The organism is Gimesia aquarii, from assembly GCF_007748175.1.
Lineage (GTDB): Bacteria > Planctomycetota > Planctomycetia > Planctomycetales > Planctomycetaceae > Gimesia > Gimesia aquarii_A.
In genome coordinates, this window is sequence record NZ_CP037422.1 from 5901244 (window position 1) to 5914667 (window position 13424).

Here is a 13424-nt window from a genome sequence, read left to right on the forward strand (position 1 = left end):
TCAGGATACTAAAGTGTTTTCGTTTCCGGGGCAGGGGATTGTTCTGAATTACTTTCGCTTTGTGATTCCGTACGTATTGAACTCCCAAGTGATGACATTCTCCCACGATGTGTTTTTGACGGTGCATACTGACGGTTGTGTAAATAGTTACTAAGCACAGCCCCCAGATTCTCATCTGTCAAAACCTGCAAGTAATCAATTCCACAATATTGACAACGTTGTCGTGATTCCTGAATGAATTGCTCCATAGCAGCCTGATATGCCTTATGAAACGCCCAGGGTTCCGCAAAAATTTCTTCTTCGCCTTCAATATCTCGAAAAATCACAGAGTCTTTGAAAGGCATTTCTAATTCATCCCGGTGTAGAATGTGTACGACAATCACTTCATGCCCTGCATATTGAAGCTTGCCTAAAGATTCGTAAAATGGGTCTAAAGGAGTCAAAAGGTCAGAGAGGACAATCACCACACCCCGCCGATGGATCTGGTCGGCGACCTGCGAGACAGCGGGGCCAATATCAGTTTCTCCTGCCAATTGGACTCGCTGTAATACTTCAATAAATTTTGCAAGATGTGAGGGGGTTCCTCCCGTTCGTAAATCTTCCTGAACCTGATCATTCAAAATCGCCAACCCAACAGCATCCCTCTGTTTTAATAAGACTGCTGAAAGTGAAACAGCAAGCGTGGCGGCACAATCGTATTTTGAAAAGGCAGGTGCACCATAAGCCATCGATTTTGAAGAATCGATAATAAAGACTGCACGCAAATTCGATTCTTCTTCAAAGCGTTTAATATAGAATCGATCAGATCTTGCATATGCTTTCCAATCCAGATTTTTCAAATCATCGCCAGGGGTATAGCTTCGATAATCGGCAAATTCAGGGGAAAGACCATGCAGAGGACTCCGATGGAGACCAGCGATCGTACCTTCGACCGGTTGTCGTGTCTTAAAACCAATTCCAGCGATTCGGCCGACGATTTCAGGATTTAAGTATTCTTTCAAACTGTCCATCCTTTCCTGCCTCGCTGTGATGTAACGGTGTTTCCTCAATCAATTTTTCGATTACCGTATCTGCTGTTTGGCCTTCTGATTCCGCGTTATAAGATAACACGATTCTGTGCCGTAAAACGGATTTTGATACCGCCTGTAAATCTTCGACGGAAACTTCAGGCCGTCCGTACAAGGCGGCTCGCGCTTTGGCAGCTAAAATTAAAGACTGACCACCACGAGGGCCTGCGCCCCAAAGAACCCAACGATTAATAAACTCGGGAGCATCTTCACTATCACAACGCGTTGCCCGGATCAGGTCCATTGTGTAATCCACTAGAAAATCACTGATAGGCACACGTCGGATCAAATGCTGCAGTTCCAGTACTTCTTCACCTGTTAAAGTTGCTTCGGGCTCTACTAAATCGTCTCCAGTTACTGTTTTGTAGATTAAACGTTCTTCGTCACGCGTAGGATATTCAACAATGATTTTCATCAGAAAACGGTCTAATTGTGCTTCGGGTAGAGGATAAGTACCTTCTTGCTCAATCGGGTTTTGTGTTGCCAATACAAAAAATGGACGAGGAAGTTGATAATGCTTTGTCCCCGCCGAAATATTTTTTTCCTGCATTCCCTGTAGCAAAGCAGCCTGAGTCTTGGGAGGTGTCCGATTGATTTCATCTGCTAATAAAAGGTTTGTAAAAATCGGACCTTCAATAAATTTGAATTCACGGCTACCAGTTTCCCGGTCTTCATAAATCACATCCGTTCCGGTGATATCAGCTGGCATCAGGTCAGGAGTAAACTGAATACGCCCAAACTCCAGTGAAAGACTTTTAGCCAATGTCGAAACCAGCAATGTTTTTGCCAGTCCTGGTACTCCTTCCAGAATACAATGGCCACCAGCTAAAATACTGACTAATAGTTGTTCAACCACATCGTCCTGACCTATGACAACGGTCCGGATCTGCTCGCGAATTCGTTCCTGGGCAACTTTGAGCTTTTCCAAAGCTACCATATCTGGTGCTGTTTTGATTTCTGACAAAATTCACTCCCCGTTCTACCAGTCTTACAGGACCGGTTCCTATCGATAGAAAATCAACGTTGATAAATCGGTAAATATTTGTAGGGTAGTTGCATAACGATTAAGGCCACACTGGTCCCGAAAATTGGCCCGACTCCATCTCCATTCCAGCTTCCGTTTGATACTTGCGACTTAACCAGACTGTCCCGCTGACCCGGAAAATAGGCATTCCAGTATTCATCACCTGCCTGATAAAACGCTTGAGCGGCGTAAAGGTTCAAATAAAAATAATGACCGGACTGAAAACCATTTTTTCGATTCTTGAATTGCCCATAGACATATTCCATACATTCTTCAGCTAAAGGAGATTCATACTCGCCAGCAGAATAGAGGCAGGTGATTGCGGCCGCCGAAATCGGTAATCGCGTATCGTTTCCGGAATGATAGGAATAACGAATCCCTCCTTCCGGTGTTTGACAAAGTTCCAGATACCGGACGGCATTTTGAATCGTTCCTTTGGGTACTGTGAATCCCGCATTGTGGGCTGCCCGGAGCCCCTGCATTTGTGTCACGGTAACACTTCCTTCATCACCCCCTCCGGGTGTATAGATCCAACCCCCTAAATGACTTTGACCTGAGGATGTTAACTGGATTCCGTCTTTCACGACTTTGGCAATTCGTGCACGAACTTTAGCATCCGTCTCCATGCCAAACACACTGGAAAGAAATAACAGTGAAAAACCATGCCCATACATGGGACGACCATTTTCTGAACCAGCGGCTATTAAACCACTGTCCTGAGCTTGACTTAAAACGTATTCTGTCGCTTTTCGTACTTGATCCGCATAAGGGCCACGGCTTGTCGTATTTCCATTAGCCAAAAAAGCAATGCCTGCCAATGAGGTCATCGAAACTGGATATGTACTGCCATCTTGAGTGGTTTGGAAACTTCCTCCTGCAGTTTGCTGCTTGGCTAAATAGTCCAAACCACGTTTAATCGATTTCACAGCAGCAGGTGTTATATGACGAGGTAAAAGTTCTTCGGCTTTTAATAAAGCAGGAACACAAAGAAAAAGCATACATAGGAAATGGATTGCTGCTTGCTGAATCAGTCGCATTTGACGCCTCGATTCCTATTTTCACTGTTAGCTTAAAGGAAGATCCGATTACTGCCAATTAATTATTCAATTGAAAAAGTCACACGCACTGCTACTGAAATTGGGATGCTTTTTAAAAGCGAAGAGGGCTGTTCATCATTTTTTCCGGTGTTTGCAGTCATGGAACTACGACTATAACCAGGGTAATAAACTACAGATGAACTTTTCGGAACGCCGCCATCTCCATTAATCGAAACGACTTTTCCTAATTTGACCCCCGTCAGTTTGGCAAGTTTTTCTGCTTGCGTTTTGGCATCTTGAACCGCTTTCTGATAGGCTTCTTCTTTCAACTTTCCTACATTCGTGACTTTGAAAGTCGCCATCGTATTTCTGGCTTTGGATGGATTATACTGTCCAGGTATAGTCGGCGTTGTATCGTTTCCGATAATCACCCCTGCATCCTTACCTGAATCGATAATCTTGACAATCGTTTCCAACAGTTCTTGCGAGCTTAATTTATCAATTCCCGTTAAACGAATTTTTATCATTTCCGAAACGGAAAGTTGTTGAGACTGTGTATTATTCACAGCCATTCCACGCATCATTGCCTGCATCTGACTTGCATTTAAAGAAGAATAGAGAGACATTCCTTCTTCAACAATTTCGAGCCCTGGAATATTTAAATTTTTGAAAGCAGTCTCTGCTCTACGACGATTTCCATGATATTTTGTTACCGCATCGCCTGCTAATTGACCTTGCCCAATGACCATTCCAGTTAGCTCCACAACGGAAGGTTTCGCCTCAATACTGCCCATGCCGACAACGGTAATACCGTTTGCTTCGTCTGCAGAGACTGTAAGCACATCTGCACCACAGCATAAGAACAAAACCAGATTGAGAGCTGTAAAACGTTGATTCAAGATGGACATGCCGCTCATATTAATTTCCATTAGTGAGTTTATATCAAATTGTAGATCAAGGAACTGACTTTTCAGTGTCAGAATTATCAGGAGATAGTTTCGAGGCGACTGGGTATGCGGTGACTGACTGATTCGAAACACAAATCACTAAGTCATTACAAAAATCAATGGCACCTCCAAGAGACGTCAAATCACTTCCTCGATAGATACGATTGATGTCTCCATTTGTCTTTGAAATTTCAAAAATTCCGCGACTTGTAAATACTAGCACTTCTTTTGGAGCAATGAGTGCGCTTAATCCACCCGCCGCAATCGGAAGTGAAACAGACCAGTTTAGCTGATGTGTTTTGCGGTCAATGGCTTCTAACTCTTTTGATAAAAGATAGACATTGTTTTGATCAATTCCCACAATCTGAGCTGAGACTTTGACAGGTCGCTTCCAAATTACTTTTTTTGCAACCAAGTCTAATGCAAATACTTCATTTGCTCCTGCTTCTTTGAAATAAACCAGCCCCTGATCGCGAATCATCTGACCGTTAGTGTGCAATTCTATTTCTTCTTTGATAGCAGCATAATAATAGTTTTGATTCTGTTGACTCGCCTTATATGGATAGCGGAATACCCAATTCACAGTTTTACTGGGAATCGCAATCTCAAATAAGGCTCCATTGTTCGTCAGCACCAATAAGTTGTCACCCTTTTTTTGTAAAATTGGAACTGGCATCAGAGGCATCCCGCTAGACGAAGTACCTGCAACAACAGTTCCTAGAGGAATCGACCACTCTTTTTTACCAGTTTTTAAAGAAAGACTGTTTAAAGTAAGTAACTTGTTATTTTGGGTATGAGAAATAATATAAATATGGTCTCCGTCAACAAGTGGTTTCGAAATAAAACTTTCATTACCAATGTTCGAGGTCCATAATTCTTTACCGGTTTCTTTATGGTAGGCCATTAATCGATATCGCGCGCGATAGTGATTCATTTCTTTTTGAGGAATCATTGTAGCTAAAACATAGTCACTACTAACACTGATATGATATTGCTGTAAACAAGTCGATTGATGAAAACTATAATTATTGAAATGAGTTCCCAGGGTTTGAAACTTTGAATTTCGCCAAACCAGTTTTCCTGACTGAAGATCGACGCCAAAACAAACGCCATAAAAATTGAAGTAGGCTCGTTTTGAATCGACTGCCATGGGTGGAACAAAAGTGATATATGATTTCCTTCTGCCATAATAGTTCGACTGAGAATTCATGATGGCCTGCACAACACTCTTATCCAGAAAAGACAATTTCCATTTTGGTTTACTTTTTGTCTGCTGTAGATTCACAGATTGCTTTAATAAAGCAAAACTTGTGTCAGGCTGCTCAACTGAATTCCGAGATTTCACTGGCTTTTCAGTAATCAGCGACTGCAAGTAACTGACTGGATCTATCGATCTTCCTCCCATCATAATTTTTTTATCAGGGAACTGTTGTGCGATTAATTGTATGTTCGCATCTGCGAGTTCAAGTTGATGGCTTCGAATCAAAGCTAACGCTAATTTGACATTCAAATCAATTTCAGGCAGATTGCTATCGGGATGGTGATCCAAAATTGACTTCCAATAGTGTGCCGCCAGAGCAAATTCTCCGCGTTCAAATGCATCATTTCCCAACAACTCAGCAACATCATCTCCGACCGATGTCAAAAAGTATTGTGAATAGATGTTCTTAGCCTTGCTAATGACCTTGGGATCGAAAAATCCGCTTTCCGACGATATTTCCTCAAACTGCTTATTGGCCTTGCCATCAAAAAATAGACGAAAGGCTTCACGACCTTCTGCTGGTAATGATGTGATCGCCAACCAGATACGATGTTCTGCATCGACTAAAAAACCATCAGTGGTTGGTAGTAGAGGTGAAGTTGACTTTGTTTCGGCCAATTCTTTCAATGTGGACAATGCCTTTTCCCACATCTGATGCCGTATATATCGCTCGTAATCATCAAGCAGATTCAGTTTCTTTTCATCCACTGAGATACTAAAGCCCGGCATCTTATGGGGAGAAGTGCCAACATCGCCTACAGTGATGGCTTCTGCTGCTGCTACTGGTTGTGCAAAAATAATTTGGGCGCAAAGTGGTTTCTCCATCGATAATGAAGCACAAAGTGCCACGCAGGTAAAAAGATGGGAGCAGACCGATTTTAGCTGAAAGAAATTAAAGTGCGCACTCATACGTAACATTACCCATCCTTAGATCGAGAATGGCCTGTTTATTAGTTTAGAAATCAAGGTAATCGTGGCGCGATTTATAAGAACAATAACCAGGACGTTTGTGGGGGAGATGAGTTCCCGGTTTCTGTAAATTTTCTGTTTATTTAGAACAATATTCCATCTCGTACAATAAATTCTCCTGTTAGTTTTAACAAACGTATTGTACACCATTTGATAATCAAAATTTCAAGCACTATTTTGATGCTTTTCCAATTTTTAATAACTTTTATCAAAATAGAAAATTCGACCATTTTGAAATAACAAAGAACCACCAACTACAAAACAAGCCCACCAGTTATTCAAAAGGTGGGCTTGATTCGTTTCGTAATGAATATGAACTCTCACCCCATCAATTTGGTAACAGCCTGAGCTTTTACTAACTCACGAGGTTGGTTCAAGTGATTATACACAATTGTTTCAGGGTTGATGCCAAACGAGTGGTAGATCGTAGCCAACAATTCGCGCGGGTGGATTGGATCTTTTCGAGGACTGGAGCCTGTTTTGTCAGATTCGCCATGCACATAACCCCGTTTCAAACCTGCACCAGCCATGAGAGACGTGTAACAATAAGGCCAGTGATCTCTTCCATCGTCACTATTTGAGTTACCCGACGTACTCACACCGCGTTGCGGGCTTCTTCCAAACTCACCAACGGCGACAACCAAAGTTTCATCGAGAGTACCACGATCATATAAATCGGAAATTAAACTGGCGAGTCCCTGGTCAAACATGGGAGCTGACTGGTCTTTTAGACGCTTGGAAAGCCCGGTATGCACATCCCAGGAATGATTGTTAGAGTTTGCAACTTTAGGCCAAACGACCTCGACAACACGCGTACCCGCTTCAGCAAGACGGCGCGCCAGCAGGAGACTTTGTCCAAAAGTATTTCGCCCATATTTGTCTCGAACCGCGTCTGACTCTTGTTCCAGGGCAAATGCATCGCGAGCACGCCCGGAAATTACCAGATCAAGTGCACGAGAATAATATTTATCAAGCTTATAGTCTTCCACAGCTTTATTGAGCTGTGGCATCCCTTTGTTAATCGATTCTCGTAAACTGGCACGCCGTTGTAATCGAGAAGTATAAACATCCGGACGTAGCTTAAGGTCGTCTACACTGATCTTATCCATTTTATTCATATCCATATCATCTCCTGGCGGATACAAATAATAGGGGTCATACGCACGTCCCAAGAAACCAGCGGTTCCTGCTTTACCAACAACATTACTTTCCTGTAGAGGGCGGGGCAGCATTACGAAAGGCAACATAGAGACTTGTGGAGGCTGCAACCGAATGATGTTGGAACCAAAGTTTGGAAAGTCTTTGGGACTGGGAGGCTCTAATTGCCCCGAGGGGCTGACCTTATCAGTCGTGTAACCGGTTAACATTTGATAAATGGCAGCTGTATGATTGAAGAGCCCTTTCGGCGTGTAGCTCATCGATCGAATCATAGTGAATTTGTCATTTTGCTGTGCAAGATTCGGAAGCAATTCAGTAAACTGGACTCCTGGAATTTTCGTCGGAATTGGCTTGAATACACTTCGCACGTTATCAGGAACATTTTCTTTTGGATCCCATAGATCGAGATGGCTTGGACCGCCTTGTAAAAAGATCAAGATCACACTTTTTGCTTTTGCCCAGCCAGGACCGCCACCTTCATTATTGTTGGCAGCCGCTTCCTGAAGTTGTAGCATGGAACCGAGCCCCATGCCCATCATGCCGGAACCACCGACTCTTAATAAATCACGTCGAGATATCTGGTTTCTGGACTCACACGCTTCCTTGCCGGGTTGACCTGGAATGATTAGCATTTCAGTATCTCCTCACTTTTGTTAGAGGTCGGTTTAAGTATTCTATCCGTTAGATTGTACTATCGCTTGATAATAGAGTCTTAGTGATTAAACAGAAACGCAGGACTGTTGATCAATGCCCAGGTTAAGTCCTGGGCTGCAATGAGTCGCTTCTGCTTAACCTGTTCCCCACTAAGCCGAACATCGTTGCGTAAACGGGTTAATTTTCGATCTACAGGGCGAATATTCTGCATCTTCATTAGATGATTTCGTAATTCTACCAGCTTTGGATCAGTGGAACGTGGTTTTTTACTGTCGGCGACAGCTTTCAACTGTGCTTGTAGCTTACGATCCGACTTACTGTAATAATCAAGCAGTTTCTTATTCTCGGCTGCATTTCGTTTATCATGCTTCTTTGCAAGGATTTTCTGAATATCCTGGGGATGTTTATCTAACGTTGTGGGACCACCACTGTTAGTGACAGAAAGTCGAAACCGGCCAATGGAATGTGTGTTACTGCTAAAGTGTTGTTTTAAGACAAATGTTAAAATCGTTCCCTGATCATCGACTGTCACTTTTGATTGAATATCAAAACTAGCCATATGCGATTTCCCTGTTTGAGGAGCCAGAGCCCAACCATCACTCGAAGGCTTTACCTTTCCATCAATGGCAGTCGAAACATTATAAACATTCTGGCTAAAATCGGCCTGTGCATTCGCTAGAGTTAATTTTGTTTTTTGAGCTGGTTTTGATATTGGTGCTGAATAGACCTCGAATTCATTCAATACTATATTTCCATCTGCTGCACGTCCTGGTCCTTTATTGGGCAATGAATCATGCGTCAGAACTTCGAGACGAACAGCAGAGATCCCTTTTAAATTCGAACGTGCGACAATTTGATAATCACCTTTGCCGTTCTTTCCTGTTGCTAATACGGAAAGATCCTTCTGGAGCTTTAAAGTCGCTTTATTAGTAGCCGACATACTTTCAGGCTTGAGTGCAATCCACTTCGACCCCTTCGTATTTTGTTTTTCCCAATTCGTGATTTTCGCTTTTAATTCCTTTTGATATTCAGATAAGACTTTTTGCAACTTAGCAGTACGCGCTTTTTGCTCTTCGTTCAACCAGGCTTCCCGGGGAGCAATTGCTTTCTGGAACGAAGTGACGGCATGTTGTGCATCTTGTACGTTTTTGACACGTAGATTTTCCTGCTTGATTACATCAGGAGCTAAGCTTTTTTCGTAGGCAACGAGACGTTTTGTTAATGCCTCATGCTCACTATGAATCTGTTGTTGAATTAATTTGACTCCTGCCTGTTTTTCCTCGTCTGTTGCTGGACGACTCAAAACTCTGAGGAAGATCGAGTCGATTAGCGACAGATCGTCCTTTTCCTCTTGAACGAGTTTACTCAGGGCATTATTGGGATCGCTGATGGCATTTCCGACAGTCGGACCACTAATTAATGCCATTACTGGTCCCAATTCTACACTGGAAGACCGTTCGCATTCGCAAGGACTCTCGCGTTGGGCACGTCCGAACTTTGCCAGGAAATCGCTTTTCAATTTAAAACCAACATCGGGAAGCTCTGCAGCGCGCGTTCCAGCTGGAACTCCTGGGATATTTGATACGGATCCAGTCACACGGCAAAGTGAATCATACAATACTTCTGCTGGTAAACGCCGTGCTTTTGCGTGTGAATAGTTAATTGAATCATCTTCATTCCACTTATTCGTCTTAATCGAAAGTTGATAGGTTCGTGACTGACATATCACACGCATTAGGTGACGAATATCAAAATTATGCTTTAAAAAGTCTGCCGTTAATTGGTCCAATAGTTCCGGATTGGATGGCGGATTTCCAGCACGAATGTCGTCAATCGGCTCAATCAAACCAGTCCCGGTGAGATAACCCCAGATGCGATTCGCATACGCTTTGGCAAAATATTGGTTATCACGTGAAGTGATCCAACGGGCCAATTGTTCACGCCGTGAAAGTTCCTTTTTATCTGCTCCGAATTCTGCGGGGTAGGGAAACTTAGGTGACGTTTTAGCACCGGTGCGTTCATGAATCATCTCACCATCTTTTTTATCATAGACGACTTCGAACAAAGGTTTTCCGCTTTCGACGGCTGTACGACCAATTGTACGTCCTTTACTTTCAGGGGCTTTCTTCAGACCATACTGTGCGAAAAATGCAGATGTTTCATAGTATTGGTCCTGAGTCCACCGCTCGAAGGGGTGGTCGTGGCATTTATTGCAATTGAATCGAATTGAAAGGAATAAATGCGTTGTGTTTTCCATTGTATCGACAGGTGTACGATGAATTTTGAAGTAGGAAGCAGCCGGATTCGCTTTGTTCGAACCAGAAGCGGAAAGCACCTTATAAACAAACTGGTCATAGGGAACATTGTCTGCAACAGATTTACGAATCCAATTGCGGAATAACTTCGCGCCTTCGACACCCAGATATTTACGATTCACCTGTAAGAGATCAGCCCACTTATTGGTCCAATGTTCAACAAACTCAGGGCTTCCAATCAGCCGGTCAATCAAAGCATTACGTTTAACTTTCGATTCTCGCTTGTCGGCTAAAAATGTTTTGACATCCTCGATTGTTGGAGGTAATCCAGTTAAGTCAATGAAAAGACGTCTTATAAATTCGGCATCAGTACATAAATCAGATGGAAGCGTTTTGGTTTTCTTGAGTTTACTATCAACCAGTTTGTCAATGTAATTATGAACGGGGACCTGTTTCCAAACAAAGTCTGAGCGATCCCCCATAACGGTCACAGTTGTCGCAGCATACTTTCCTTGGTACCGAGCCAGAAGCGGTGCTTCACCTCGTCGGAGTACTTCTGCGATCCCACCATGATGCATTTTCGCAATTTCAATATTGCTGCTATCGATGAACGAATCGGAAGTTACATCACGAATTTCACCGTTGTCATAAGTTGCCAGCACACGGAACTGCTGCAACAGGCCTGCACGTGGAATGACAGGATTTTCGGGAGTAATCTTAATACTTACTACTCGGGCAGAATCTTGTTTTAAAGGAGTCCCATTCTTGATCCAAGATGCAACGATCTCATAATGTGCATCACCGGCGATTGCTACTTGGCCGCCTTTATGTGGAACTTCTGCAATTGCTTTCAACAAAATGAGGCTCTTCTCAGGTGACGCCAGATTGACACGGCGTGATTTAAGATCATCAGTGAAAGCTCTGAGATCGAACAGATCATCAGTTCCTCTTAAGGAAAGCTTAAATCCATCTTTTCCTTTATTTGCGCCGTGACATAACCCTGAATTACATCCCATTTTTGTAAATGCAGGAGCAACATCCCGCCAATAATCGGGACGATAATCTTCAGGAAATTCGGCTATGGTAATTTTCGCTTTCGTTTGAATTCCCTTTTGACTGAAATTGACATCGACAGTGCCTGGCTGAAGTCCGCGTACCAAGCCAGTTGGAGAAACGTATATTTTCCCTGGCTGGGTTGTATTCACTTTTACTAAACGTGTCAGATCTGTTTTCGCTCCGGATTTTAAATGTCCTGTAACAATGAACTGAATCGTGTCGTATTTTTGCGCGATCTTGGCAGTCGTCGGTTGTACTTCCAGTTTCACTACCGGGTCGGAGTCTGAGAGTGTTTCGAGTGGCATTTTTTTCTGATTCAAATCGACTACGACTAACCCAGACTTCTGCGTTTTACTTTTCTTTTCTGCGATTTGTGTTTGGTTCGCTTCTAAAGGAACAGGTACAAATGATTTTTTTAATTTCCCTGTTTTCGCTTCGAACAGCCGGACCTGACCATCTTGTCCTGCAGTAGCAATCATTTCGCCCTGCGGGTGATAAGCAACAGTATATAAACCTGACTCTGGAACTTTGACTTCACTTACCAATTTGACTGATTTCGTCCGGTTCTCTTCGACCTGTTTTTTCTCAGCCGGAGTTCGTGTCACGACTCGTTTTGATAGAATCTTGACTAATTCAGGCGAGAACTTTTTTTCAATCTCGAAAGAGAAAACTTTCAGTTCCCCTGTGTGATTCAGGCTGCTGACTGCGACCAGTTGTTTCCCATTCGGATGAATATCGACTCCGAAGATTCTTCCTTTGAGGGCAGGGAAGCGTCGTACCTGATTCGCATCGTCACCGATCACACGTACTGATTGGCGGAATACATGGTAAAGTTTGGGGACTCCATCTGCCCCACCAACCAGAATCGTATCTTGAGTGGGATGACGGGCAATCGCTGCGAGTCCCCCAGTTAAAGCTTTGGGTGTAATCGAAGTAATATTATCGATAAATCGTTGTGTTTTTAGTTCTGCGAGTTTCGTTGTTCTATCACGACTGACAGAAATGACATGACTCCCATCTGTTGAAAAAACAGTATCCAGGACCCAATCATAATGAGCATTCTGATAAAGTACTTCTTTAGCTGTCTCGACTTCGATCACACGCACTGTATTATCAGCACAACCAAATGCCAGTAATTTTCCATCTGGTGACCAACTCGCACCGTAAATGGTGTCATAGGTCAATGGGACCGACTTTTTCAATGTTTGTTTTGCCACATCCCAGATTTGAATTTCGCCCCGCTCAGCAGGAGTTCCTCCCGTCACGGCTAAATATTTTCCATCAGGTGAAAACTGGACCGATTCAATCCGCTGGGATTTTCCAATCAGTCGCCCGACTAATTTATTGCCTTCAGCGGCATGTAGAACAACTTCGTGAAAACCAGCAACGGCTAGTAATTTCCCGTCTGGAGAATAATCCAGTGAAGTTATTACTGGGGGCGAAGAATACTTGGGCGGATTCTTTTTATTAAATTGGTACTCGACCTTCTTTGGTGAATCATCAATGGCTCCCTGTTGAATCCAGGAACGAATCAGAATGATCTGATCTTGTAGGAGAGGCGATTTCCCTTTTGGCATTTCGGCTTCATTACCATGAGGTGTGATCAGCTTTACCAGATAGCTCTCGTCCGGCTTACCTGGAATAATGGCGGTGCTTTCACTTTCTCCTCCCTGAAGTAAACGAGAAAATTCTGTGATCACATATTCCCCTTCAGGATTTCGAGGATGGTGACATCCTGCGCAATTTGCCTGAAGTATCGGGCGAATGTGTTGATAAAAGCTGATTTTACCATCGACACCAGATGGATTCGCAGCGAAAGCATTCGACACTGTGTGTGTACACAAAATAAGTGTAGTGATAGCAAAAGAAAGGAACTTGTCGATCGACATGAGCCCCAACCCCCTTATGGCAGACCTAAGTTAAAATAACTCTGGTGATGAAAAGAGATATTCTCTTTTCACTGCCCCTTATTGATCTTGAGAGGACTCTTACGAGA

Annotated in this window: 7 protein-coding genes; all 7 read right to left on the reverse strand. The window is 43.2% G+C overall.

All coding sequences use genetic code 11. The features are described from left to right. Positions 1–8: 8 nt before the first annotated feature. The 7 genes from V202x_RS22345 to V202x_RS22375 all read right to left on the reverse strand — a co-directional run bounded on the left by V202x_RS22345 (position 9) and on the right by V202x_RS22375 (position 13317). Positions 9–1010, reverse strand: a complete 1002-nt coding sequence (locus tag V202x_RS22345; RefSeq protein ID WP_232098642.1) for a DUF58 domain-containing protein — start codon at positions 1008–1010, stop codon at positions 9–11. Further along, positions 979–2004 (reverse strand): AAA family ATPase, encoded by a 1026-nt coding sequence (locus tag V202x_RS22350; RefSeq protein ID WP_144990916.1) that lies wholly within the window; start codon positions 2002–2004, stop codon positions 979–981. The genes V202x_RS22345 and V202x_RS22350 overlap by 32 nt, the downstream gene beginning before the upstream one ends. An 80-nt stretch (positions 2005–2084) precedes the next feature. After that, on the reverse strand, positions 2085–3128 hold the full coding sequence (locus tag V202x_RS22355) for a prenyltransferase/squalene oxidase repeat-containing protein (RefSeq protein WP_144985920.1): 1044 nt from the start codon (positions 3126–3128) through the stop codon (positions 2085–2087). 62 nt (positions 3129–3190) lie between these two features. Beyond that, positions 3191–4045, reverse strand: coding sequence for an SIMPL domain-containing protein (locus V202x_RS22360; RefSeq protein ID WP_197993045.1), 855 nt, complete (start codon positions 4043–4045; stop codon positions 3191–3193). Positions 4046–4082: 37 nt separating this feature from the next. Next, positions 4083–6254 carry a PQQ-binding-like beta-propeller repeat protein gene (locus tag V202x_RS22365; RefSeq protein ID WP_145179053.1) on the reverse strand — a complete coding sequence of 724 codons (2172 nt, stop codon included), beginning with the start codon at positions 6252–6254 and terminating at the stop codon, positions 4083–4085. 371 nt (positions 6255–6625) lie between these two features. Continuing rightward, positions 6626–8095 (reverse strand): DUF1501 domain-containing protein, encoded by a 1470-nt coding sequence (locus V202x_RS22370; protein ID WP_145179054.1) that lies wholly within the window; start codon positions 8093–8095, stop codon positions 6626–6628. Between the two features lie 80 nt (positions 8096–8175). After that, positions 8176–13317 (reverse strand): DUF1549 domain-containing protein, encoded by a 5142-nt coding sequence (locus V202x_RS22375; protein WP_145179055.1) that lies wholly within the window; start codon positions 13315–13317, stop codon positions 8176–8178. Positions 13318–13424: the final 107 nt, after the last annotated feature.

Bases quoted from the DNA above. Each gene is read 5' to 3' on its own strand.
- V202x_RS22355 (WP_144985920.1), bottom strand. From the start codon at position 3,128: ATGCGACTGATTCAGCAAGCAGCAATCCATTTCCTATGTATGCTTTTT.
- V202x_RS22350 (WP_144990916.1), bottom strand. From the start codon at position 2,004: ATGGTAGCTTTGGAAAAGCTCAAAGTTGCCCAGGAACGAATTCGCGAG.
- V202x_RS22370 (WP_145179054.1), bottom strand. From the start codon at position 8,095: ATGCTAATCATTCCAGGTCAACCCGGCAAGGAAGCGTGTGAGTCCAGA.
- V202x_RS22345 (WP_232098642.1), bottom strand. From the start codon at position 1,010: ATGGACAGTTTGAAAGAATACTTAAATCCTGAAATCGTCGGCCGAATC.
- V202x_RS22365 (WP_145179053.1), bottom strand. From the start codon at position 6,254: ATGTTACGTATGAGTGCGCACTTTAATTTCTTTCAGCTAAAATCGGTC.
- V202x_RS22360 (WP_197993045.1), bottom strand. From the start codon at position 4,045: ATGAGCGGCATGTCCATCTTGAATCAACGTTTTACAGCTCTCAATCTG.
- V202x_RS22375 (WP_145179055.1), bottom strand. From the start codon at position 13,317: ATGTCGATCGACAAGTTCCTTTCTTTTGCTATCACTACACTTATTTTG.